The 22,500-nt window shown below is 66.8% G+C and carries 20 protein-coding genes; 3 read left to right on the forward strand and 17 right to left on the reverse strand.

The features are described 5' to 3' along the window. Nucleotides 1-22: 22 nt before the first annotated feature. The 4 genes from JHD80_RS09180 to JHD80_RS09195 all read right to left on the reverse strand — a co-directional run bounded on the left by JHD80_RS09180 (nucleotide 23) and on the right by JHD80_RS09195 (nucleotide 4,946). Nucleotides 23-1,636, reverse strand: a complete 1,614-nt coding sequence (locus JHD80_RS09180) for an ABC transporter substrate-binding protein (RefSeq protein WP_199086290.1) — start codon at nucleotides 1,634-1,636, stop codon at nucleotides 23-25. A 64-nt stretch (nucleotides 1,637-1,700) separates the two neighbouring features. Further along, on the reverse strand, nucleotides 1,701-2,417 hold the full coding sequence (locus tag JHD80_RS09185; protein ID WP_199086292.1) for an HAD-IA family hydrolase: 717 nt from the start codon (nucleotides 2,415-2,417) through the stop codon (nucleotides 1,701-1,703). A gap of 286 nt (nucleotides 2,418-2,703) precedes the next feature. Beyond that, complete coding sequence (locus tag JHD80_RS09190; protein ID WP_199086294.1) at nucleotides 2,704-4,080, reverse strand: aspartate aminotransferase family protein; 1,377 nt, start codon at nucleotides 4,078-4,080, stop codon at nucleotides 2,704-2,706. 14 nt (nucleotides 4,081-4,094) lie between these two features. After that, on the reverse strand, nucleotides 4,095-4,946 hold the full coding sequence (locus JHD80_RS09195; RefSeq protein ID WP_199086296.1) for a GNAT family N-acetyltransferase: 852 nt from the start codon (nucleotides 4,944-4,946) through the stop codon (nucleotides 4,095-4,097). 321 nt (nucleotides 4,947-5,267) lie between these two features. On the opposite strand from JHD80_RS09195, the gene JHD80_RS09200 reads away from it, so the two are divergent. Both JHD80_RS09200 and JHD80_RS09205 read left to right on the forward strand, forming a co-directional pair. Continuing rightward, nucleotides 5,268-5,936 carry a haloacid dehalogenase type II gene (locus tag JHD80_RS09200; RefSeq protein WP_199086298.1) on the forward strand — a complete coding sequence of 223 codons (669 nt, stop codon included), beginning with the start codon at nucleotides 5,268-5,270 and terminating at the stop codon, nucleotides 5,934-5,936. Nucleotides 5,937-5,947: 11 nt separating this feature from the next. Further along, complete coding sequence (locus tag JHD80_RS09205) at nucleotides 5,948-7,225, forward strand: NAD(P)/FAD-dependent oxidoreductase (protein WP_199086300.1); 1,278 nt, start codon at nucleotides 5,948-5,950, stop codon at nucleotides 7,223-7,225. Nucleotides 7,226-7,444: 219 nt separating this feature from the next. Here JHD80_RS09205 and JHD80_RS09210 read toward each other — a convergent pair whose 3' ends face one another. From JHD80_RS09210 to argE, 7 genes are all read right to left on the reverse strand, one after another. Then, nucleotides 7,445-8,455 (reverse strand): amino acid ABC transporter substrate-binding protein, encoded by a 1,011-nt coding sequence (locus JHD80_RS09210; protein WP_465246508.1) that lies wholly within the window; start codon nucleotides 8,453-8,455, stop codon nucleotides 7,445-7,447. A gap of 92 nt (nucleotides 8,456-8,547) precedes the next feature. After that, nucleotides 8,548-10,008 carry an NAD-dependent succinate-semialdehyde dehydrogenase gene (locus JHD80_RS09215; protein ID WP_210339843.1) on the reverse strand — a complete coding sequence of 487 codons (1,461 nt, stop codon included), beginning with the start codon at nucleotides 10,006-10,008 and terminating at the stop codon, nucleotides 8,548-8,550. A 14-nt stretch (nucleotides 10,009-10,022) separates the two neighbouring features. Beyond that, nucleotides 10,023-11,066, reverse strand: a complete 1,044-nt coding sequence (locus JHD80_RS09220; RefSeq protein WP_199086304.1) for a tartrate dehydrogenase — start codon at nucleotides 11,064-11,066, stop codon at nucleotides 10,023-10,025. Between the two features lie 11 nt (nucleotides 11,067-11,077). Continuing rightward, nucleotides 11,078-12,541, reverse strand: a complete 1,464-nt coding sequence (locus tag JHD80_RS09225; protein WP_199086306.1) for an aldehyde dehydrogenase family protein — start codon at nucleotides 12,539-12,541, stop codon at nucleotides 11,078-11,080. Between the two features lie 133 nt (nucleotides 12,542-12,674). Continuing rightward, nucleotides 12,675-13,034 (reverse strand): cupin domain-containing protein, encoded by a 360-nt coding sequence (locus tag JHD80_RS09230; protein ID WP_199086307.1) that lies wholly within the window; start codon nucleotides 13,032-13,034, stop codon nucleotides 12,675-12,677. Between the two features lie 31 nt (nucleotides 13,035-13,065). After that, a complete protein-coding gene (locus tag JHD80_RS09235) occupies nucleotides 13,066-13,989 on the reverse strand; it encodes a 2-hydroxyacid dehydrogenase (RefSeq protein WP_199086310.1) in 924 nt (307 codons plus the stop codon). A 24-nt stretch (nucleotides 13,990-14,013) separates the two neighbouring features. Continuing rightward, complete coding sequence (gene argE / locus JHD80_RS09240) at nucleotides 14,014-15,147, reverse strand: acetylornithine deacetylase (protein WP_199086312.1); 1,134 nt, start codon at nucleotides 15,145-15,147, stop codon at nucleotides 14,014-14,016. A gap of 112 nt (nucleotides 15,148-15,259) precedes the next feature. On the opposite strand from argE, the gene JHD80_RS09245 reads away from it, so the two are divergent. After that, nucleotides 15,260-16,240: a GNAT family N-acetyltransferase gene (locus JHD80_RS09245; RefSeq protein ID WP_349237239.1), complete on the forward strand. Its 981-nt coding sequence runs from the start codon at nucleotides 15,260-15,262 to the stop codon at nucleotides 16,238-16,240. A 275-nt stretch (nucleotides 16,241-16,515) separates the two neighbouring features. Here the strand turns inward: JHD80_RS09245 and JHD80_RS09250 are convergent, their stop codons facing one another. The 6 genes from JHD80_RS09250 to JHD80_RS09275 form a co-directional block, all read right to left on the reverse strand. Beyond that, the gene (locus JHD80_RS09250) at nucleotides 16,516-17,319 is read right to left on the reverse strand and encodes an MBL fold metallo-hydrolase (protein WP_199086314.1); all 804 of its coding nucleotides are present in this window, start codon (nucleotides 17,317-17,319) and stop codon (nucleotides 16,516-16,518) included. Between the two features lie 9 nt (nucleotides 17,320-17,328). Next, a complete protein-coding gene (locus JHD80_RS09255) occupies nucleotides 17,329-18,129 on the reverse strand; it encodes a TatD family hydrolase (RefSeq protein ID WP_199086316.1) in 801 nt (266 codons plus the stop codon). Further along, the gene (metG, locus tag JHD80_RS09260) at nucleotides 18,129-19,688 is read right to left on the reverse strand and encodes a methionine--tRNA ligase (protein ID WP_199086318.1); all 1,560 of its coding nucleotides are present in this window, start codon (nucleotides 19,686-19,688) and stop codon (nucleotides 18,129-18,131) included. Before metG ends, JHD80_RS09255 begins: the two co-directional genes overlap by 1 nt. A gap of 21 nt (nucleotides 19,689-19,709) precedes the next feature. Continuing rightward, the gene (locus JHD80_RS09265; RefSeq protein WP_199086320.1) at nucleotides 19,710-20,780 is read right to left on the reverse strand and encodes a DNA polymerase III subunit delta'; all 1,071 of its coding nucleotides are present in this window, start codon (nucleotides 20,778-20,780) and stop codon (nucleotides 19,710-19,712) included. Between the two features lie 87 nt (nucleotides 20,781-20,867). Beyond that, nucleotides 20,868-21,533, reverse strand: coding sequence for a dTMP kinase (tmk, locus tag JHD80_RS09270; protein ID WP_199086322.1), 666 nt, complete (start codon nucleotides 21,531-21,533; stop codon nucleotides 20,868-20,870). Between the two features lie 10 nt (nucleotides 21,534-21,543). Continuing rightward, the coding region (locus tag JHD80_RS09275) for a D-alanyl-D-alanine carboxypeptidase family protein (protein WP_199086324.1) at nucleotides 21,544-22,500 on the reverse strand (957 nt) is incomplete at its 5' end.

Genomic DNA, 22,500 nt, shown 5'->3' on the forward strand with positions numbered 1-22,500 from the left:
GGCCCGCGGGAGAAGCGGGGCCTCAGCCTTCGAGCCAGACGTACTCGGCGAAGGCGTAGCCCATCATGCCGCCGAGCGGGTTCGGGAGCAGGCCTTTGAGCTTGTTCGAGATGGCGTCGACATTCGAGATGTAGACCGGGATCGCGGTGCCGGCCTCGTCGGCGACCATCACCTGCATCTCGCCGTAGATCTGCTTGCGCTTGGCTTCGTCCAGCGAGCCGCGCGCCTCGAGCAGCATCCTGTCGAACTTCTCGGACTTGTACTGGCTCTCGTTCCACGGTGCCGTGGAGGCGTAGAGCAGCGAGAACAGGATGTCCGGCGTCGGCCGCGGGTTGATGTTGCCGAAATGGACCGGGGCCTTGAGCCAGTAGTTCGACCAATAGCCGTCCGAAGGAACGCGCTGGATGTCGAACTTCATGCCGATCGCGTTGCCGGCCTGCTGGACGAGCACGGCCATGTCGACGGAGGAGCCGGCGGCATCCGAGGCGACGATCGGGATCGACTGGCCGAGGACGCCGGCCTTCTGGAAGAGGGACTTGGCCCGCTCGGGATCGAACGCCTTCGGCTTCAAGTCCTTGTTGTGATAGACGTTCATCGGCGGAACGGGCTGGTCGTTGGCGATCTCGGCGAGGCCGCGAAGCGCCGACTTCTGGATCTGCTCGCGGTTGAGCAGATACTTCATGCCCGCCACGAAATCCGCCTTGTTGCCGGGCGCCATGTCCAGCCGCATGTTGAGATTCGTGTAGTTGCCGGTCGTGGTCTTCGACAGCACGACGTTCGGCTGGCTCTCGACCAGGCGCATGGAGCGCGGATTGATCGCCGCTGCGAGCTGGATATCGCCCGAGAGCAGCGCATTGACGCGCGCAGTGTCGTCGGTGATGGCGAAGAACTCAAAGGAGTCGAGATTCGCTCCGCCGGACTTGAAGTAGTTCTTGTTCCTGACCGCGATCGAGCGCACGCCGGGCTCGAAGCTTTCGCAGGTGAAGGCGCCGGTGCCGTTCGCCTTGGCGAAGTTCGTGGTGCCGTCGGCGATGATCATGAAGTGGTGCGTCGACAGGATGGTCGGCAGGTCGCCGTTGGGCGCCGCGAGCGTGATCTCGACGGTGAGCGGATCGACCGCCTTGAACTCGGTCATCTGCTTGGCGAGCGAGTTCGATTTCGAACCGACGGCCGGGTCGAGATGGCGCTTCAGCGAGTAGATGACGTCGGCCGAGGTCAGCGGCTTGCCGTCATGGAAGGTGACGCCCTTCTTGAGCGTGACGGTCCAGACCTTGGCGTCCTTGGTCTCGAATTTCTCGGCGAGCTCCATCTGCAGCTTGCCGTCGCCGTCCAGGAAGGTCAGGCGGTTGTAGAAGGCGCAGCAGCGGACATAGTCCGTCGAGAGCGAGGCCTTCGCCGGGTCGAGCGTGTCGGCGGTCGAAGATGACCAGCCGGCAGCCTTCAGGTTGCCGCCCTTGACGGGTGTCGCCGCGAGCGCGGAGGTGGCGCGCGCCAGCACGAGACTGCTGGCGGAGGCGGCAAGGCCGCCGGCCATCAGCATCTGCAGGAGGTCGCGGCGGCTGGCGCCGCGGCGGATCGCATTCTCGACGATGGCGTCGTCGGCGCTCGTCCAGCTCGAAGAAATCTTGTCGGTCATGCTCATTCCCCTGTTCTGATTTGCGCCGTTGTGCCGGCGTTGGTCTTCTTCGGTTCGGGTTCGTTCAAGCCACCAGGCTGGCCTCCACGGCGTCGGCGAGCGCGCCCATCGAGGTGAAGTGGAAGTCGGGCTTGGTGAAACGCTCGGGCTCGATCGTGCCGCCATAGCCGGGCTGGGCGTGGCGCCGCTGGATCCAGCAATTGGTCAGGCCAAGCGTCCGGGAGATTCCGATGTCATGGTACTGGCTCTGCGCGACATGCAGGATCTGCTCGCGCGAGCCGCCATCCTTCTCGACGAAGGCGAAAACCTGCTCGAAGAAGGCGGGATTCGGCTTTTCCGTGCCGGTGTCGTCGACGGTGAAGCCGGCATAGAACGGGTTGCCGAGCGCGCGGGAGAAATGCGTGAAGGCCCAGCGCTGGGCGTTGGTCATGGCGATCAGCTTGTAGCGCTTCGACAGGCGGGCAAGCGCGTCGACACTGTCGGGGAAGGGGCGCCAGTCCTTGACGGCATCGCGCAGGCGCTGGCCGTGGCTCTCGCCCGGCGGCAGGCCGAGCTTCGGCGCGATGACGCCGTAGACGCGGGCGAGATCATCCGGGAAATGCTGGACGTCGGGCATGTAGCGGGCCGCCCGGTAGAGGCTGAGCGCTTCCTCGCCATCGAAGGGCACGCCGGTTTCGCGGGCGATATCTGCCAGGCTGCCGACAAGGCCGCCCTCGAAATCGATCAGCGTGCCGACGACGTCGAACGTCATGTAGCGGAAGTCGCCGAAACTCTTAGCCATCGCCTCTCCGCTTCTCCCGCCTGTTGCGTGCGGGCAATCGTCAGCGAGCGCGGTCGCGTCGCTTTCGGATCATTCGGTCGCTGGTCGCGACGGTCGTACTGTGTTCCCCGGCCGATCTCCGTCGGCCATATGCGAGTTTCCCACGCCATGGTCGCCGGATACGCTGAATGTCCAAAACCCGGCGGCACAAAATTCCGTATTCGCAGCCTTCGCGGAATCCCGGCTGTGAAGAGTGGAGGCGGGGCCACCCTTCACCTCCGCTCGATCCCCGCAGGTCCTGCGAATGTCAGGCCATCGCGGCGCTTACATCCGGATCGGCCAGCGTCTCGTCGAGCGTCGCGCGGGTCCGCTCGACGATCGCGTCGATCTCGGCATCGGTGCAGCATAGCGGCGGGGCATAGCCGAGCACGCCGTTGCCGAAGGCGCGGATGACGAGGCCGTTGTTCCAGGCGCGGTCGAAGACGCGCTGGGCCGGGACGGCAGCGGCAGGAAGCGGCGTCTTCTTCGCCTTGTCGGTCACCAGCTCGACGGCGGCCAGCATGCCGCGGCCGCGCACTTCGCCGACCAGCGGGTGGTCGCCGAGGCTTTCCAGCCCCGCCATCAGGCGCGCTCCGGCCTTGCGGCCATTGTCGAGCAGGCCGTTCTCATAGAGACGCAACACCTCGAGGCCGACAGCAGCGCTGACCGGATGGGCGGAGTAGGTGTATCCGTGGCCGACCGCCGCCGCGCCGGAGCCGTCCGCGATGACGTCGTAGACCTTCTGCGACATCAGCACGGCGCCCATCGGCACATAGCCCGAGGTCAACCCCTTCGCGACGGTCATCAGGTCGGGGACGATATCCTCGTCCTCGCAGGCGAAGAGCGGGCCGGTGCGCCCGAAGCCGGTGATGACCTCGTCGGCGACGAAGAGGATGTCGAGCTCGCGGCAGAGCTCGCGCATTGCCTTGACCCAGCCCGACGGCGGAACGAGCACGCCGCCGGAGCCCTGGATCGGCTCGCAATAGAAGGCCGCGACGCGGTCCGCGCCGCCCACGGCCTCGACCTTGGCCTTGAGCGCTGCCAACGAGGCGGCGATGACGGCGTCCGGCGCGGAACCAGCCGGGTTGCGGTAGGTATAATGCGACGGAATCTTGTGCTGCCAATCATAGGGCACGCCGAAACCGGCGTGGAACGCGGGCAGGGCGGTGAGGCCGGCGCCGACGGTCGAGGAGCCGTGATAGCCCTGCTCGATCGAGATGAACTGATCCTTCTGCGGCTTGCCGCGGGCCTGCTGGTAATAGCGGATGAAGCGGATCGTGCTGTCGACCGCGTCGGAACCGCCGAGTGTGAAATAGACGCGGTTGAGATCGCCCGGCGAACGCTCGGCGAGTTCGGCCGCCAGCCGGATCGCGGGTTCGGAGCCGAGGCCGAAATAGCCCGTCGCATAGGCCAGCTCGCGCATCTGGTTCGCGGCTGCCTCGACGATGCTCTCATGGCCGTAGCCGGCATTCACGCACCACAGCCCGGCGAAGCCGTCGATGAGCTGCTTGCCGGACGCGTCGGTGATGGTCGCGCCCTTCGCCGAGCGCAGCACGCGTACACCGGCCTTTTCATGGCCGCGATAGGATGCGACCGGATGAATCCAATGTTCGCGATCGAGTTCGATCAGGGAATTGCTCAACATGGCGGTTCTCCAGACTATCCGAGCGCTTGACTGGCGAGGGCGAAGGTTTTGGCGGGACCGGGCGGCTGCCGGCCAGTCGCGTTGCGGTCCATGACGATGCCGCCGCCGACGCCCACGAGGCCGCGCGCGGAAAGCCATGGCGAAAGCTCAGGCCACTCGGCGGTGTCGACGCGCAGGAAGGCGCCCGGACGGCTGGCGATCAGGAAGCTCATGAGGCTCTGCGCCTGTTCCAGCGTATGCGCGACGACGGGGCCGATCACCTCGCCGCGGCCGAACGGGCGCAGCGCGGCATAGCCGACGATCCGACCGGCTTCGCGCAGCAGGACCATCCGCCCGGCCTTTGCCAGGAGCCTGAGCAGAGGGCGGCGATCCGTTCCCTGCGCCTCCAGGTCGAGCGCGGCGACCGCTGGGAAGGTCTCCGGACCGGCCCACTCCAGCCCCGTGGCGTCGTTCTCCGCATCGGCCAGCCGCGGCGCGGGGATGCCCTGGTGCTGGCGAATCTCGTGGGTGGCGGTGAACCCAAGCTTCTCATAGAGAGGCAGGCCGTCGGCGGTGGCGGTGAGACGGCATTCCCGCTGGCCGCAGGCTTGCAGGACAGCGCCCATCAGCTTCCGGCCGAGGCCCCGTCCGCGCATATTGGCTGCGACGATCACCGTGTTGACGGTCGCGCAATCGTCCCCGAACGGCGTCAGCATCGCCGTACCGACCACGGCATCGCCCTGGAGCGCGACGAAGCCGTGGCTGAGGGCCAGGAGCATCGCCCAATCCTCGCGCCGATGGGGCCAGCCCGCCTCGCGCGAGAGCAGAACGGCGCCGTCGAGATGGCGTTCGTCGAAGGCGACGAGATCGATCGTTTCCTGGTCCATGATGCTCAGCTTCGAATCCTCTGCCTTATGGATAGGCGTTGCGCCGGCGCAGTTGCTCCTGAGGAACGGCCCGGCGCGATATCTTCGACCGTGGGAATGCGCGGGGACCGCATGGAATGCCACGGCGGGCCGCAAGGCCCCGACGATCGGCAGGCAAGGTCCGCCTCCACCGCGATGCAGGCGAAACTCTCTGCCATGGCCCCATGGGCGGACGGCAGTTTGTGCTTCCCGCCGTGGGCAATGCGGTGCTCGCGCCGTTCCGGCTGGGGCTATGATCCTTGCCAACGGACACAACCGTTTCGCCACAGGGGATTTCCGCGGATGACCGTCTTCAAGCCCAAATTCGTGACCTTCGACTGCCACGGCACGCTGATCTATTTCGCGATGGATAAGGCCGCACGCGCGCTTTACGGCGAAAAGTTGAGCGAGCCGGCGATGCGGACCTTCATTACGGATTTCTCGGCCTATCGGCTCGACGAGGTTCTCGGCGACTGGAAGCCTTACGCCGAGGTCGTCCACAATGCGTTGGAACGTACCTGCAAACGCAACGGCGTCGCCTTCCGCCCCGAGGATGCGCGCTGGATCTACGAGCAGGTGCCGAGCTGGGGGCCGCATCCGGACGTGCCGGAGGGGCTTGCTAAGGTGGCGAAGGAAATCCCGCTCGTCATCCTGTCCAATGCGGATAACGACCAGATTCCGCACAACGTCGCCCGGCTCGGCGCGCCCTTCCATGCCGTCTACACGGCCGAGCAGGCCCGGTCCTACAAGCCGCGCATGAAGGGTTTCGAATATATGTTCGACATGCTGGGCTGCGGGCCGGGAGACGTCTGCCACGTCTCGTCCTCTTTCCGCTACGACCTCATGACCGCGCATGATCTCGGGATCAAGAACAAGGTCTGGGTCAATCGCGGGCACGAGCCGGCGAACCCTTATTATGGCTATACCGAGATCAAGGACATCGGTGGCCTGCCCGGCGTGTTCGGGCTCTGAGGCCCCGGCCGATGCAGTTCAAATCCTATTGGCATGACACGGCCGACAGCTTCACCGGCGCCGCCAAGGGGCCGGTCGAGGGCTCCTACGACGTAGCCGTCGTCGGTGGCGGCTTCACCGGCCTTGCCGCGGCGCGCCAGCTTGCCATGGCGGGCGCCCGAGTCGTGGTGCTGGAGGCGGAAAGCGTCGGCTACGGAGCCTCGGGCCGCAATGGCGGCCATCTCAACAACGGATTGGCTCACAGCTTCATCGCCGCCAAGGCGGCGCTGGGCAGCGAGCGCGCGGTGGCCCTCTACAAGGCCTTCGACGATTCCGTCGATACGATCGAGCGGATCGTCGCCGAGGAGGGGATCGACTGCTCCTTCCGGCGCGCCGGCAAGCTCAAGCTCGCCTCCAAGCCGGAGCATGTCGCCTCGCTCGCCCGTAATTTCGAGGTGCTGCATCGCGAGGCCGATCCCGACACGGCCATGCTGAGCCGGGCGGAGCTTGCAGGCGAGGTCGGCTCCGACGCGTTCCATGGCGCGATGCTCTCGAAGAAGAGCGCCATGATGCATATGGGCCGCTTCGTGACAGGCATGGCCACTGCCGCCGCCCGGCACGGCGCGGTGATCCATGAGCACGCGCCCGTCACCGAGCGGCGGCAGGAAGGCGCGCGGCATGTCCTGCAGACGCCGCGCGGAAGCGTCTCGGCGAAGGACGTGCTGGTGGCGACTGGGGCCTATACCTCCGGGCCGTTTTCCTGGTTCCGGCGCCGGATCATCGCGGTCGGCTCGTTCCTGATCGCGACGCGCCCCCTGAGCGAGGCCGAGGTCGCGGCGACCATGCCGGGCAACCGCACGGCCGTAACGTCGCTCAATATCGGCAACTATTTCCGCCTCGCGCCGGACAACCGGCTGATCTTCGGGGGGCGGGCGCGTTTCTCCGCCACGTCGGACCAGACCTCCGACGCGAAGAGCGGCGCCATTCTGCGTGCGAGCCTTGCCGGCATCTTCCCGCAGCTCAGGAATGTCGAGATCGACTATTGCTGGGGCGGGCTGGTCGACATGACCAAGGACCGCTATCCCCGCGCCGGCTACGAGGACGGCGTCTGGTACGCGATGGGTTATTCCGGCCATGGCGCGCAGATGTCGACGCATCTCGGCATCATCATGGCCGATGCCATCCTCGGCCGCCCCAATCGCAATCCGCTCGAGGGCCTCACCTGGCCGGCGGTGCCCGGCCATTTCGGCAAGCCCTGGTTTCTGCCGCTCGTCGGCCTCTACTACAAGGCGCTCGACCGCATTCAGTGAGCGCAGAGGTTCGCCGGCAAAGGATGGCTTCGCGATAGGTCGCGGAGCATCAGCCGGCATGAGCCGTTTGGCGTCGATGTTCGAAGGATCGCGGTCATCTCGAAAATGAGGAACGGCACGCCCGGACCCGACCCGGGCGTGCCGTTTTTGCTCTTTGCTACGAAGGTCGATCCGACCTTCGCAAGCTTCGCGAATTTTGAAGGCGCCGCCCCGCGCCCTTCAGCGGATTGGCGGGGCGTATTGCAGGCCGCCTTCCGTCCAGAGCGCGTTCTTGCCACGGGCGATCTTGAGCTCGGAGCCCTGGCCGACGTTACGCTCGAACGCCTCGCCGTAATTCCCGACATGCTTGACGATGCGGTAGACCCAGTCGCTGGTCAGGCCGACGCCCTCGCCGAATTTGCCCTCGACGCCGAGCAGGCGGCGGATCTCGGGGTTGTCCGATTTCAGCATCTCGTCGACATTCGCCTTGGTGACGCCCAGTTCCTCAGCGTTCAGCATCGCGTCATGCGTCCACTTGACGAGGTTGAACCATTGCAGGTCGCTGCTGCGCACGACCGGGCCGAGCGGTTCCTTCGAGATCAGCTCGGGCAGGACGACGGCCTCCGCAGGATTCACCAGCTTCAGCTTCAGTGCGTAGAGCGCCGAGGAATCGTCGGTCAGCGCGTCGCAGCGGCCGGATTCGAATGCCTTGATCGCCTCGTCGCCCTTGTCGAAGGTGACCGGCTCGTACTTGATCTTGTTCTTGCGGAAATAGTCGGCGACGTTGAGTTCGGTCGTCGTGCCCTGCTGCAGGCAGATCGAGGCTCCGTCGAGCTTGCGGGCAGTGTCGATGCCGAGCTTCTTCTGCACGAGGAAGGCCTGCCCGTCGTAATAGTTCACGCCGGCGAAGGTCAGGCCGAGCGTCGTGTCGCGCGACATCGTCCAGGTCGAGGTGCGGGAGAGCAGATCGACCTCGCCGCTCTGGAGGGCGGTGAAGCGGTCCTTCGAGGATAGCGGCGTGAACTTGACCTTTCTCGGATCGTTGAAGATCGCGGCCGAGATCGCGCGGCACAGGTCGACGTCGAGACCGGTCCAATCGCCCTTCGCATCGGGAATCCCGAAACCGGCGAGGCCCGGGCTGACGCCGCAAATCAGGTCGCCGCGGTTCTTGACCGAAGCGAGCGTCGTGGTTTGTGCCTCGGCCGGGGCGATGGCCGCTGACAAAGCGAGTGCCAGTAGTGTGGAGGCGATGGTTTTCACGGTAGTTCCCCTTGCTTTGATTGGCTCTGTTCAGCCGACATGGATGCGTAGGCGTAGAACTCCTGTGGCATGCCCTTTGCCCGTCAGAGCCCGCCGATATGGAAGGCCTTGACCTCGAGATATTCCTCTATGCCGAGACGCGAGCCTTCACGGCCGAGGCCGGATTGCTTCACGCCGCCGAAGGGCGCGACCTCCATCGAAATGGCGCCGGTGTTGAGGCCGACCATCCCGAATTCGAGCGCCTCGCCGACGCGCCAGGAGCGCCGCATGTCCTGCGTGAAGAAATAGGCGGCGAGCCCGAAGAGCGTGCCGTTGGCGATGCGGATCGCCTCCTCTTCGCTGCCGAAGCGGAACAGGGGCGCGACCGGGCCGAAGGTCTCCTCGCCGGCAAGCTGCATCTCGATGGTCGCATCGCCGAGGACGAGGGGCGTCGCGTATTGCGCGCCTTTCGGCATGTCGGCCGCGGCGGCGAGGCGCCGGGCGCCCTTGGACAGGGCGTCGTCGACATGGCGCTCGATCTTCTCGATCGAGGCGCGGTTGATCATCGGCCCGATATCGACGCCTGCATCCGTGCCGGGGCCGACCTTCATAGCCGCGACGCGGGCCGCCAGCTTGTCGGCGAAGCGATCGTAGATGCCGCTCTGGACCAGGATGCGGTTGGCACAGACGCAGGTCTGGCCGCCGTTGCGGAACTTGGAGACGAGCACCCCTTCGATCGCCAGATCGATATCGGCGTCGTCGAAGACGATGAAGGGGGCGTTGCCGCCGAGCTCGAGGCTGAGCCGCTTGATGCCGTCGGCCGCCTGGCGCATCAGCAGCGCTCCCACCCGTGTCGAGCCCGTAAAGGAGATCTTGCGAACGGCCGGGTTGCCGGTGAGCTCGGCCCCGATCGCGGTCGGCATTCCGGTGACGATGTTGATGACGCCGGCCGGGATGCCGGCCCGTTCGGCGAGGACGCCGAGCGCCAGCGCCGAGAACGGCGTCAGCTCGGACGGCTTGATCACCACGGTGCAGCCGGCGGCGAGCGCCGGCGCGACCTTGCGGGTGATCATGGCGTTCGGGAAATTCCAGGGCGTGACGATGCCGCAAACCCCAACCGGCTCCTTCATCACGATGATGCGCCGGTCGGCGGTCGGGGCGGGGATCGTCGTGCCGTCGATCCGCCGCGCTTCCTCGGCGAACCATTTGACGAAGGAGGCCCCGTAGCGGATTTCGCCGCGCGCCTCCGCCAGCGGCTTCCCTTGTTCGTGCGTCAGGATGAGCGCGAGGTCCTCGACATGCTCCAGCATGAGCGCGTGCCAGGCTTCCAGCAGCGCGGCGCGCTCGGCATTCGGTTTGGCACGCCAGGCGCCGAAGGCGGCGGCTGCGGCCTCGATCGCGGCGCGCGTGTCCGTGCCGTCGGCATCCGGCACGGAGCCGATGGCGGCTTGCGTCGCCGGATCGATCACGTCGAGCGTGCGGCCGGAGGCGGCGGCCCGCCAGTCGCCGCCGATGAGGCAGGCCTGGCGCAGCAGGGCTGGGTCGCGAAGAGCTTCGATGGCCATGAATGCGGTCTCCGTCAGCCGAGTGCCGAAAGCACGGCGGCGGTGATGTCCTGGGTCTTGTGCTTGCCCGGCTCGATGCCGATGCCGCGGGCCGTGGCGGCTTCGATCGCTGTCATCACGGCCTTTGCAGCCTCGGCCTCGCCGAGATGTTCGAGCATCATCGCGCCCGACCAGATCGCAGCGATCGGATTGGCGATCCCGAGATGGGCGATATCGGGCGCCGAGCCGTGCACCGGCTCGAACATCGAGGGCGCATCGCGCTCGGGATTAATGTTGGCGGAAGCGGCGAAGCCGAGCCCGCCCTGGATGGCAGCGCCGAGATCGGTGAGGATGTCGCCGAAGAGGTTGGACGCGACCACAACGTCGAGGCTTTCGGGCGCCATCACCATGCGCGCGGCCATGGCGTCGATATGGTAGTTCGTGACCTCGACATCGGGATAGTCGGCCGCGAGCTTCGCGGTGATCTCGTCCCAGAACACCATCGAGTATTTCTGGGCGTTGGACTTGGTCACAGAGGCGAGCTTGCCGCGGCGCTTGCGTGCCTGCTCGAAGCCGAAGCGCAGGATGCGCTCGACGCCCTTGCGCGTGAAGATCGAGGTCTCGACCGCGACCTCGTCGGCCGTGCCGTTATGGACGCGCCCGCCGGCGCCGGCATATTCGCCCTCGGTATTCTCGCGGATGCAGAGGATGTCGAAGGCGCTCGCGCGCAATGGCCCCTCGACGCCCGGCAGCAGGCGGTGCGGGCGGATGTTGGCGTATTGCACGAAGGCCTTGCGGATCGGCAGCAGGAGCCCATGCAGCGAGACCGAATCCGGCACGCGCTTCGGCCAGCCGACCGCGCCGAGCAGGATCGCGTCGTAGCCGCGCAGCGTCTCGATGCCGTCTGCCGGCATCATCGCGCCGGTCTTCTCGTAGAAGTCGCAGGACCAAGGAAACGTCGTGCCTTCGAGCTTGAAACCGGCGCCATGCGCGGCGCGGCCGAGCACCTCCCAGGCGGCCTCCGTGACGGCTGCACCGATGCCGTCGCCGGGGATCAGCGCGATCTTGTAGGATGTCACAGGGAGCCTCCTCAAAGGGCGATCAGGACGCTTTTCGATTTGCGGTTCGCCAGATAGGCCTCGCGTCCCAGGTCCTTGCCGAGGCCGGACTGCTTGTAGCCTCCCGTCGGCAGGATATGGTCGCGCGAGCGGCCGTAGCGATTGACCCAGACCGTACCGGCCTGCAGGCGGTTGACGGCGCGCAGCGCGCGCGAGAGGTCGCGCGTGTAGAGGCCGGCGCAGAGCCCGTAAGTCGGATGATCGGCGAGCCCGAGCCCTTCCTCTTCCTCGCGGAAGGTCTGGACGGTCAGGACCGGCCCGAAGATTTCCTCGGTCACCGCGGGCGAGGTGGCATCGACCCCTTCCAGCACGGTCGGCGCATAGAAATAGCCCGCGTGATCGAAGCGCTCGCCGCCGAGCCGGCAGGTGGCGCCGCGCGCGACCGCCGCATCCACGATGCTTTCCATGCGGCCGATCTGCCGCTCCGAGATGATCGGCGAATAGGCGCTTGCCGCGTCCCAGGTCGGGCCCGGCCGGACCGTGCGCATGCGCGCGATGATGAGCCCGACCAATTCCTCCGCGACGCTTTCCGCCACGATCAGGCGCGAGCCCGCGACGCAGGCCTGCCCGGCATTGCCGAGGATGCTGCGGGCGATGGCGGCGGCTGCCTGCGGCAGATCGGCATCGGCGAAGACGAGCTGCGGGCTTTTGCCGCCGAGCTCCAGCGTCATCGGCTTGATGCCGGTGCGGGCGATGTTCTCCATGATCGTGGCGCCGGCGGCGGTCGAGCCGGTGAAGCTCACCTTGGCGATATCGGGATGCCCGGTGATCGCGGTGCCGGTCGTGCGGCCATCGCCGAGCACGATATTGATCAGGCCCGCCGGCAGCCCGGCCCGCACCGATAGCTGCGCCAGGTAGAGCGTCGCGAACGGCGTCATCTCCGACGGCTTGAGCACCACGGCATTGCCGGCCGCGAGCGCGGGGCCGAGCTTCCAGCCGGCCATGTTGATCGGGAAGTTCCAGGGCGTGATGGCGCCGACGACGCCATAGGGCTCGGTCGCGATCATGCCGAAGCTGTTGGCGCCTGTCGGCACGAGCGCGCCGCCTTCCTTGTCGGCGAATTCGGCGAAGAAGCGGATCTGCTCGGCGGTGACGGGGACATCGCCGGCCATGAGCTCGGAGATCGGCCGGGTCGAGGCGATCGCTTCCAGCCGCGCCAGCGTTTCCGCTTCCGCTTCGATGAGGTCGGCCCAGCGGTGGAGCGCGCGGGCCCGCTCGCGCGGCGCCAGGCGCCCCCAGCCGCTTTGCGCCAGCGCGGCTTTCGCGGCGGCGACGGCGCGGTCGACGAGCTCCGCATCGGCGACGGGGCAGGCGGCGAAGGCGACCGCATCGGAAGGGCGATGCAGGTCGATGCCGTCCCTGGCGTCGACCCATTCGCCGGCGATGAAATGGCCGCGGGGGAGCGTGACCGAAGCGGGATCGAAACTCAGCGACAAGGGCGCGTCTCCGGGTGATGGTCGCCCGAGCTTAGCCCCGCCCGGCCCGAAGTTTGCGCCTGTGAGGGCCGCTCGACCGACCGGAAATCCTGTTTGCAGGCTCCCGGGCGGCCGATTATTCGGCGTGCTGAGGTCAGCCGGCGATCACGTAGATCTTGCGAACGGTCTCGATCGTCTTCCAGACGCCGACGAAGCCCGGCTTCATCACGAAGCTGTCGCCGGCCCGGAAGGTCCGCGGCTCCTGGCCTTGCTCGGTCAGCTCGATGACCCCCGAGAGGATGTAGCAGAACTCCATCATCTCGCCCTTGATCGAGTGGTTCTCGCCCGGCGTCGCCTCCCAGACGCCGGTACGGACTTTCCCCGTGCCGTCTCGGGACTCGTCCTGCGCCCAGGTCTTGAACGAAGGATCGCCGGAGATCAGGCGGTCCGGGGCCGCCTTCGAATGCTTGGGCTCGCTGGTGGGCGCGAGGTCGAGCTTGACGAGGAGGGACATGGGGAAGCCTTTCGTTCGGGGTTGAAGGGTTTCAGTAGCCGCGGCTGCGATCGACGAGGCCGATCGGCGGCAGGCCGGAGCGGTGACGGCGGAGGTTCTCGATGACGGCCTTGGCCGCGGGCGCGGCCTCGACCTTGCTGGCGATATGCGGCGTCAGGATCACCTTGGGATGGCTCCACAAGCGATGATCCGCCCGCAGCGGCTCGGGTTCGGTGACATCGAGGACGGCGGCCGAGAGCTGGCCGCTGTCGAGGGCATCGAGCAGGGCGGCGTGGTCGAGATGCTGGCCGCGGCCGACATGCACGAGGCCGGCGCCGGCCGGCATCTGCGCGAAAAGCTCGGCGTTCAGAATGCCCGATGTCTCCGGGGTCAGCGGCAGCAGGCAGACCAGGATGTCGGCCTCGGCGAGCAGGGTCGACAGGCCCGCCTCTCCATGCAGGCAGCGAATCCCGTCGATCGTTCGCGGCGTGCGGCTCCAGCCCGAAATCGGGAAGCCGAAGGGTTGCAGGCGCTCGATCACCGCCGATCCCATCATGCCCAGGCCCAATATGCCGATCCGCCTGTCCGGGGCGGATACGAGATCGTAGGGCTCCCAGTGCGCGGCTCTCTGCTGGGCGAGGTAGAGCGGCCATTGCCGGTGCAGGGCGAGCACGCCGAGCGTGACGTATTCCTGCATCATCCGGGTGATGCCTTCCTCGACCATGCGGACGACGAGAACCTTGGGCGGCAAGCCATCCGTGTTCATCTGGTCGATGCCGGCCCCGATCGAGAACAGGATCTCCAGATTGACGTAGCGCTGGAGGTTCTCCGGCGCGGTCCAGGTGATGAGGTAGCGGATCTCCGCGGGGTCGTAGGACTCGCTGCTTCTGATGAAGCGGATATCGGGCAACTCCTCGGCAAAGCGCGCCGCGAATACCCGCGCCCGCTCGTCGGTCGAATTGAAAAGGAAGGTCAAGGCGAGCTCCGTGAAATCGGGAGATCAGGGCGTTTCCTGCGCGAATTGTGCGCAGAGCCGTTCCAGCATATCGACGCAGGCCACGAGCTCTGCGCGCGTGACGTATTCGTCCGGCTTGTGGGCGCGGGCGATGTCGCCGGGGCCGCAGATGATCGCGTCGATCCCCGCCGCCTGGTAGAGCCCGGCCTCCGTACCGTAGCTTACCGCCGCGAGCGGTGCTTCGCCGGTGATCCGGGCCATCAATCGGGCGATCGGCGCATCGGCGGGAAGCGACAGGGCGGGATAGCCGGCGATCGGCTGCCAGTTGGTTCCGAAGCCCTCGGCTCGCAAGCCTTCGAGCGCTTCGCGCACCGGTTCGAGCAAGGCTGCCGGCGAAGCGCCGGCGATGGCGCGCGCCTCGATCTCGACGATGCAGCTTTCCGGGATGATGTTCAGCGCCTCGCCGCCGCGGATCTTGCCGATCTGGAGGGTGGAGCAGGGGGGCTCGAAGACGGGATCGAGCGGGCCATCGCTCAGCTTCGAGGCAGCCTCGCCCGCAGCCGCGATCACGCGCCCCATCGCGTGGATTGCGTTGAGACCGAGATCGGGGCGGGAAGAATGGCCCGAGCGGCCTTGGACCTCCACGCGCGCGGCCGCCTTGCCCTTGTGCGCGAGGATCGGGCGCAACCCGCTCGGCTCGCCGATCACGGCCGCCGCGGGGAGGGCGCATAGCGAAGGCAGCGCGGCGAGGAGATGAGGAACGCCGCGGCAGCCCGCCTCTTCGTCATAGGAGAAGGCAAGATGGATCGGCCGGGCGGGCTTCAACGCAATGAGCGACGGAACGATCGCGAGCGCCGCGGCGAGAAAGCCCTTCATGTCGCTCGTGCCGCGGCCGAACAGCTTGTCGCCCTCCGTGCGCAGCCGGAACGGGTCGGCGCGCCATTGCGGTTCCTGTGCCGGGACGACGTCCATATGGCCGGACAGGACGAGGCCGGGGATGTCGCGCGGACCGATCGTGGCGAAAAGGTTGGCCCTGTCGCCCTCCGGGCCCGGGAGGAGCTGCGCTTCGATGCCGAGATTACCGAGATACTGCGCGATCCAGCCCGCGATGGCGGCGTTGGGCTGCCCCACGACGGACGGAATTTGGATCAACGCCTTCAGTATCTCTTCCGACGTCACGGACAGCTCCGGTTCCAGATGCGCTGACGACAGAATAAGGGCTGTGCGCCGGTGGTCGGTCCGTTTCGTCACCTTCCGACGCACTTCCCTGCCGAAATGCGCCGGAAGAACGGTGCTTCCTGTTGCGGGATTGGTTTACAACCGATCGGTAAACCGGCCGGAGTCCATAGCCGGGCAGAACCGCGGACGCGGCGGAGGCTACGCTTTGGAGACGATCGCTCGACTGCATATCGATACGTTCGAGCTCACCTTGCGCGACATCAAGCAGGTGGATCCCAAGCTGCTGCATGCTCTTTCCGTCTCGGTGGGATGGCCCCATCGCGACAGCGACTGGCAGATGCTGCTCGAGCTGGGGCAGGGACTTGCAGCCGTCGACGAGATCGGGCGGGTGGTCGGAACCGTGATGTGGCTGCGCTACGGCGCCGATTTTGCCCTCATCTGCATGCTGATAACGCTGCCGCGCCTGCAGGAGCAGGGCGCGGGGAGCTGGCTCATGGAGAAAGCGCACGAGCTGAACAAGGGCGCCGTCTTCGGTCTCAACGCCACGCGGGAGGCAAAGCGGCTCTATCGTTCGCTCGGATACGGCTACGAACAGAAGATTCTGCGGTGCCAGGGAGAGGCGACGCCAGAGGCCGCGCTTTCGGCCAAGGTGGAGGGGCTGGTTCGTCCAGCCGCAGCCAGCGACCACGAAAGCCTGCTGCGGCTCGACCTTGCCGCGACCGGCCATGACCGCTCCATCGCCTATCAGGCGCTGCTGCCCGTCTCGCGCGGGCAGGTGCTCGTTCGGAACGACGAGATCGTCGCCTTTTCCCTGTGCCGGCCCTTCGGCCGTGGGCATGTCATCGGCCCCGTCATCGCGGCCAGCGAGGATGATGCGATCGCCGTCTCGCGGGCTCATGTCGAGACCCACGCTGGAAGCTTCCTGCGCGCCGACACGCCGGCCAGCAACACCGTCTTCACGAACTTCCTGGTCGGGAGCGGCATGCAGATCTACGACAGCGCCACCTCGATGGGACTCGGACGAGCACCGTTCAAGCCGCTAGCGTCGGCCGGCCCGCGTCGAATCACGCTCGCCAGTCAGGCAATCGGCTGATGCCGCCGCGGAGAAGATGGGCATAGCCCTTTCGGTGAATGTCCGCTTTCGAAACGTGCCCCAATGCCGGCTACCGGCACAGCCGCACGCATCGTCAAAACAGATTTGGGCGTTGTGCGGCGGCGGCTGATCGATCAGGCCGCAGGCGACACGGGGACTTTTGGGCTACTCGACAAGGAGCGAAGGAAAAGAGCCGAAATCCGCCCAAGCGCCATTCGCATAAGGTATATTATGGAACTTATCCTGATCCACACCTGGCCTGGCAAGTCAGCGTTTCAGGCCGGGACAGAGATCGTCATGCCGTCGAACGCCACTTCGGCAATCCCATGCAAGCGCCTGCTCAGGCTGGCATAATCCAGATCGACATGGAGATTGGTCACGATCGCGCGGCGCGGCTTCAAACGCGCGATCGCCTCCAGCGACTGCGCCAGATGGAAATGGCTGGGATGCGGCGTCTCGCGCAGGCAGTCGAGGATCAGCACGTCGAGATCGGCCATGGCCTCCATCGCGGTCGGCGGGATCAGGCTGACATCCGGCAGATAGCCGAGATCGCCGAAGCGGAAGCCAAGCGCCTCGTAGTTCGGTCCGTGCTCGACCCGGAACGGCAAGGCCGTGATCGGCCCCCCAGTGCCGTCGATCGTATGCGGCCGGCCGGCGCTGATTTCGTCGAGATCGATGATCGGCGGATAATAGCTGCCGGGCGGCGTCTCGAAGAGATAGCCGAAGCGCGAGCGCAGCGAGGCTTGCGTCACCTTGTCGGCATGGACCCGGATGCGGCGCTGCATATGCAGGACGAGCGCGCGCAGGTCGTCGATGCCGTGGGTATGGTCGGCATGGTCATGGGTCAGGAGAACGCCGTCGAGCGCCGGCACTTCGGCTGAAAGCAACTGCTCGCGCAGGTCCGGCGAGGTATCGACCAGGACCCGCGTCATGCCGTCGGGACCGATGCGCTCGACCAGGATCGAGCAGCGCCGCCGCCGGTTCTTCGGCTCGTTCGGATCGCAAGCGCCCCAGCCCGAGCCCGGCCGCGGCACGCCGCCGGAAGAACCACAGCCGAGGATGGTGACGGTGAGCGTCATAGCGTTGGGTCAGGCCACCTGCGCGACCGGCGCGGCGTGGTCCATCTTCCAGTAGCAGCGCCGCGCATTCTCCGTCGTGATCTTCGCGACCTCGTCGAAGGAGACGCCGATCGTTTCGCCGAGAACCTTCGCCGTCTCAACGACATAGGCCGGCTGGTTACGCTTGCCTCTGAACGGAACCGGGGCGAGATAGGGCGCATCCGTCTCGACCAGCAGGCGCTCGCGCGGGACCATCCGGGCGATCCGGCGCAGGTTCTCGGAGGTCTTGAAGGTCAGGATGCCCGAGAACGAGACGTAGAGCCCGAGCTCGACGCCGGTCATCGCCAGCGCTTCGCCGGCCGTGAAGCAGTGCAGGATGGCAGGGAAGGCGCCCTTCCCCATCTCCTCGCGCAGGATCGCGATCATGTCGTCATCGGCCTCGCGCGAATGGATGACGAGCGGCAACTGCGTGATCCGCGCCGCGGCGATATGCGTGCGCAACCCCTGGGCCTGAGCGGCGCGCGGACTGGAGTCGTAGTGATAGTCGAGCCCGGCCTCGCCGATGGCGACGCAGCGCGGATGGCGCGATAGCTCCACGAGGCGCTCGGCCGTGACGTCTAGCTCCTCATGCGCCTGGTGCGGATGCGTGCCGACCGAGAACCAGACCGAGGGGAAGCGCTCCGCCAGCGCGGCATAATCGGCGTAGCGCGCGACCCGCGTCGAGATCGTCACCATCCGGCCGACGCCGGCTTCCTCCGCCCGCGCGACATAGGCCGGCAGCTCCTCGGCGAAATCCGGGAAGTCGAGATGGCAATGCGTATCGATCAGCATCAGGCCGCCTTGTCGTCCTCGGGCTCGACATAGCGCGGGAAGATCGCGCTCGGCGCCGGCAAGCTTGAGCCGCTGACGAGACGATGTTCCGCACCGAGCGCCGCGAAGCTGCGGGCCTCGGGCGCGACGCCCAGCAGGTCGAGCAGCTTGCCCGCGGCCACCGGCATCACCGGCTGCACCAGGATCGCAACCTCGCGCAACACCTCGATCGTGACATAGAGCACGGTGTCGCGGCGCGCCGGATCGGTCTTGGTCAGGCGCCAGGGCTCGTTATTGGCGAAATAGCGGTTCGCCTCGGCGATGAGAGCCCAGAGATCGGCCAGCACGGTGTGAAGGGCGAAATCCTTCATCGCCTCGCGCGCCTTGGCGAGTGCCGCGTCGGCCATCGCGAGCATGACTTCGTCGGCCTCGTTCAGCGTCCCGCGCGGCGGCACCCTGCCCTCGCAGTTCTTGGCGATCATCGACAGCGAGCGCTGCGCGAGATTGCCGAGATCATTGGCGAGGTCGGCATTGATGCGCCCGACGATGGCGTCGTGGCTGTAATTGCCGTCCTGGCCGAAGGAGACCTCGCGCAGGAAGAAATAGCGCAATTGGTCGACGCCATAGGTCTCGGCGAGGTCGAACGGATCGACCACGTTGCCGAGCGATTTCGACATCTTCGTACCCTTGTTCAGCAGGAAGCCGTGGCCGAAGACGCGCTTCGGCAGCGGCAGCCCCGCCGACATCAGGAAGGCCGGCCAGTAGACCGCGTGGAAGCGCACGATGTCCTTGCCGATGATATGCACGTCGGCCGGCCAGTAATGCGCGCGCGGGCTTTCCGGATCGGGGAAACCCGTCCCGGTGACATAGTTGTTGAGCGCGTCGACCCAGACATACATGACGTGCTTTGGGTCGCCCGGCACGGGCAGGCCCCAGTCGAAGGTCGTGCGGCTGATCGAGAGGTCCTCGAGCCCGCCTTTCACGAAGGAGACGACCTCGTTCTTGCGCGTCTCTGGCGAGATGAAGTCCGGCACGTCCTCGTAGAGCTTCAGGAGGCGGTCCTGATAGGATTTGAGGCGGAAGAAATAGCTCTCCTCCTCGACCCATTCGACGGGAGTGCCCTGCCCGCCCAGGCGCGTTCCGTCGGGCTGGAGGGTCGTCTCCTCCTCGCCGTAGAAGGCCTCGTCGCGCACCGAGTACCAGCCGGAATACTTGGCGAGATAGATGTCGCCATTGGCCTCCATCCGCCGCCACAGCTCGTCGGTCGAAACCTTGTGGTCGGCATCGGTGGTGCGGATGAAGCGGTCGAAGGAGCAGCCGAGGCGCTGTTCCATCTCCTCGAAGCGGGCCGCGATCTTGTCGACGAACTCCTTCGGCGAGAGACCGTTCTGCGCCGCCGTGCGCTGCACCTTCTGGCCGTGCTCGTCGGTGCCGGTCATGGCGAAGACGTCGTAGCCATCGAGCCGCTTGAAGCGCGCGATCGCGTCCGACGCCACCATCTCATAGGCGTGGCCGATATGCGGCGGGCCGTTGGTGTAATGGATCGCGGTCGTCAGATAGAATTTCGGGGCCGTGGCCATCGTCTGTCCGAAAGCTTCGCTTCACGCTGCGCGCGAGCGGGACACCGCAGACGACAGATCATGAAACAGGGTCATCACGAGCGGGCGGCGGTCGAGATTATAGGTCTCGACCTCGCGCGCCTGCTGTCCAAGCTTTTCCCATACCTCCGCCAGCGGTGCAAGGCGCGCCGGTTGCGCCGCAGCATGCGCGTGGAGGTGGTCGGAGATCCAGCCCTGCACGGTCTCGATCATCACTGCGAAATCGCGCTCGCCCGCCTTGCCGGCGACATCCTCGGCCAGCGCCATCAGGGCGGTCAGGTCGACCTGCGGCAGGGCATCGAGCCGCGCCCTCACCGCCTCGACCAGCGCCAGCGTCTCGGGATCGACATAGGTCAGCGCGCAGCGCACCGAGCCCTCGGACAGGCTCGCGGCCCGGCGCAGGGCCGAGGCGTCGAAAGGCATCTCCATGCGCTCCAGCGCCAGCCGGCCGGCCTCCGCGACATCGGCTTCGGCGAGCGAATCGAAGGTCAGGAGCCGGCAGCGCGAGCGGATCGTCGGCAGCATCCGCCCCGGCGCATGGGCGACGATCAGGAAGAGCGCCCGCGGCGGCGGCTCCTCGAGCAGCTTGAGCAAGGCGTTGGCGGCCGAGCGCTCCATGTCCTCGGCCGAGTCGACGATGCAGACCCGCCAGCCGCCCTCGGCCGCGCTCGATCCGAAGCGGTCGATTACGCGCCGGATGGAATCGACCGGGATGTTGCTGGTGTAGCTCTTGCCGTCCGGCTTCGGAATCCGGCGCAGCACATGCAGGTCCGGGTGCGATCGCGCCATCACCCGTCGCGTCGCCGGATCGTTCTCCGGCATGGCGAGATCGGCGTTGCGGGCCGCCCTTTCCTGCGGATCGCCCGCAGCGAGCAGGAAGCGCGCCGCGCGATAGGCGAAGCTTGCCTTGCCGATGCCTTCCGGCCCGCCGAGCAGCCAGGCATGATGCATGCGGCCGGATGCCAGCGCGTCGAGGAAGGTCCGTTCCCGCGCCGCATGGCCGATCAGGCTCAGCGTCTCGCGCGGATGCGGCGCATTCGGTAGCCGGTCGGGTTCGTCGCTGGTCGCTAGCATCAGGTGTCCGGGTCTATAGCATCGGACCGAAAAGTGGCTTCCACTTTTCGGATAAATCCGATGCGATAACAATGTGATAGATCATCGTTATCGCGTCCGGTAGGACGCGCGATGATCTAGGGGCAGGCGCTCGCGCAGGATATGCCACGCCGCCTCGGCGAGCGCCTCGGGAGGCAGCGTCGCGTCGAGCACGGCGCAGCGTTGCGGTTCGGCGCTCGCGATATCGCGATAGGCTTGGCGCAGATTGCGGTGGAAGGCCAGCGTCTCGCCCTCGAAACGGTCGATCGCCTCGTCCGGCCGCCGGCGCTTGGCAGCGCGAGCCAGGCCGATTTCGGGGTCGAGATCGAGGATCAGCGTCAGGTCAGGCATCAGGCCCGAGATGGTCACAGCCTCCAGTTCGGCGAGCAGGGCCTTGTCGAGCTGGCCGAGCACGCCCTGATAGACCCGCGTCGAATCGATGAAGCGGTCGCAGATCACCCATTCGCCGCGCGTGAGCGCCGGGCGGATCAGGCTGTCGATATGGTCGATCCGGGCGGCCGAGAACATCAGCGCCTCGGCGAAGGGACCGTAGTCGCGCGCCTGCCCCGCCAGGATCATCTCGCGGATCGCCTCCGCCTTGGGCGAGCCGCCGGGCTCCCGCGTCGTCCGTGCCCTGAGGCCGGCCGCATCGAGCCGTTCGCTGAGCGCGCGCGCCAGCGTCGACTTGCCGGCGCCCTCCCCGCCTTCGAGCGTGATGAAATGTCCCTTGCCCATCTCGGCCTGTTCAGCTCCGGCTCAGCGCCTTGCGAACCCAGCCTGTTGTGGCTTCGAACAGCGCATCTAGCGCCCGGCTCTGCAAGGTCCCGGCCTGCACGCTCTCGGCCGCATAGAGCGGAATGTCCAGCGTCTTGATGTCGCCGCGCGTCACCACGAGCCGCGCCACCTCCGCACCCTCCTGAACGGGCACGGCCAGCGGGCCGCGATAGACGATCCGAGCCGCGAGGCGCTCGGTGCTGCCGCGCGGCAGCAGCAGGCTCACAGTGCCCTTGCTCCTGAGCGCGACGCGGCCTTTCTCGCCGCCATAGACGCTGGCCTCGCCCACCGTCTCGCCGGCTGCGAAGAGCTGGCGCTTCTCGAAGGCGCGAAAGCCCCATTCCAGCAGCTTGCGCGCTTCCGTCGCCCGGTCGCGCGCCGTCTTGAGGCCGTTCACGACCATCACGAGCCGCTGGCCGTTCTGCACGGCGGAGCCAACGAGGCCGAAGCCGGATTCGTCGATATTGCCGGTCTTGAGCCCGTCCGCGCCGATATCCATCGTCAGCAGCGGGTTACGGTTCTGCTGGCGGATCTTGTTCCAGGTGAACTCGCGCTGGCCGAAGATCCTGTAGAGCTCGGGATAGGTCTTGATGATGTGGCCGGCGAGCAGGGCGAGCTCGCGCGCGGTCACCCGCTGCTGCGGATCGGGCATGCCGGTCGCGTTGCGGAAGACGGATTTCGTCAGGCCGAGCCCCCTCACCCGCTCCGTCATGATCCGCCCGAAGGTCGGCTCGTCGCCGGCGATGGCCTCGGCCAGCGCGATCGAAGCATCGTTTCCCGACTGGACGATGATGCCCTGCAGGATATCGGAGAGCTTGATCCGGCTGTTGAGGATCGCGAACATCGCCGAGCCGCCGGAGGGCCCCCCGCCCTTGCGCCAGGCGTTCTCGGAAATGCCGATCTCACTGTCGAGCGTCAGCTTGCCGGC

The sequence above is a fragment of the Allobosea sp. ASV33 genome, from assembly GCF_016428755.1.
Classification (GTDB): domain Bacteria; phylum Pseudomonadota; class Alphaproteobacteria; order Rhizobiales; family Beijerinckiaceae; genus Allobosea.

What these genes read in the sequence shown, in the direction of transcription:
- JHD80_RS09180 (WP_199086290.1), bottom strand. Translation starts at nt 1,636, where the DNA reads ATGACCGACAAGATTTCTTCGAGCTGGACGAGCGCCGACGACGCCATC.
- JHD80_RS09185 (WP_199086292.1), bottom strand. Translation starts at nt 2,417, where the DNA reads ATGGCTAAGAGTTTCGGCGACTTCCGCTACATGACGTTCGACGTCGTC.
- JHD80_RS09190 (WP_199086294.1), bottom strand. Translation starts at nt 4,080, where the DNA reads ATGTTGAGCAATTCCCTGATCGAACTCGATCGCGAACATTGGATTCAT.
- JHD80_RS09195 (WP_199086296.1), bottom strand. Translation starts at nt 4,946, where the DNA reads ATGGACCAGGAAACGATCGATCTCGTCGCCTTCGACGAACGCCATCTC.
- JHD80_RS09200 (WP_199086298.1), top strand. Translation starts at nt 5,268, where the DNA reads ATGACCGTCTTCAAGCCCAAATTCGTGACCTTCGACTGCCACGGCACG.
- JHD80_RS09205 (WP_199086300.1), top strand. Translation starts at nt 5,948, where the DNA reads ATGCAGTTCAAATCCTATTGGCATGACACGGCCGACAGCTTCACCGGC.
- JHD80_RS09215 (WP_210339843.1), bottom strand. Translation starts at nt 10,008, where the DNA reads ATGGCCATCGAAGCTCTTCGCGACCCAGCCCTGCTGCGCCAGGCCTGC.
- JHD80_RS09230 (WP_199086307.1), bottom strand. Translation starts at nt 13,034, where the DNA reads ATGTCCCTCCTCGTCAAGCTCGACCTCGCGCCCACCAGCGAGCCCAAG.
- JHD80_RS09250 (WP_199086314.1), bottom strand. Translation starts at nt 17,319, where the DNA reads ATGACGCTCACCGTCACCATCCTCGGCTGTGGTTCTTCCGGCGGCGTG.
- JHD80_RS09255 (WP_199086316.1), bottom strand. Translation starts at nt 18,129, where the DNA reads ATGCTGATCGATACGCATTGCCATCTCGACTTCCCGGATTTCGCCGAG.
- metG (WP_199086318.1), bottom strand. Translation starts at nt 19,688, where the DNA reads ATGGCCACGGCCCCGAAATTCTATCTGACGACCGCGATCCATTACACC.
- JHD80_RS09265 (WP_199086320.1), bottom strand. Translation starts at nt 20,780, where the DNA reads ATGCTAGCGACCAGCGACGAACCCGACCGGCTACCGAATGCGCCGCAT.
- tmk (WP_199086322.1), bottom strand. Translation starts at nt 21,533, where the DNA reads ATGGGCAAGGGACATTTCATCACGCTCGAAGGCGGGGAGGGCGCCGGC.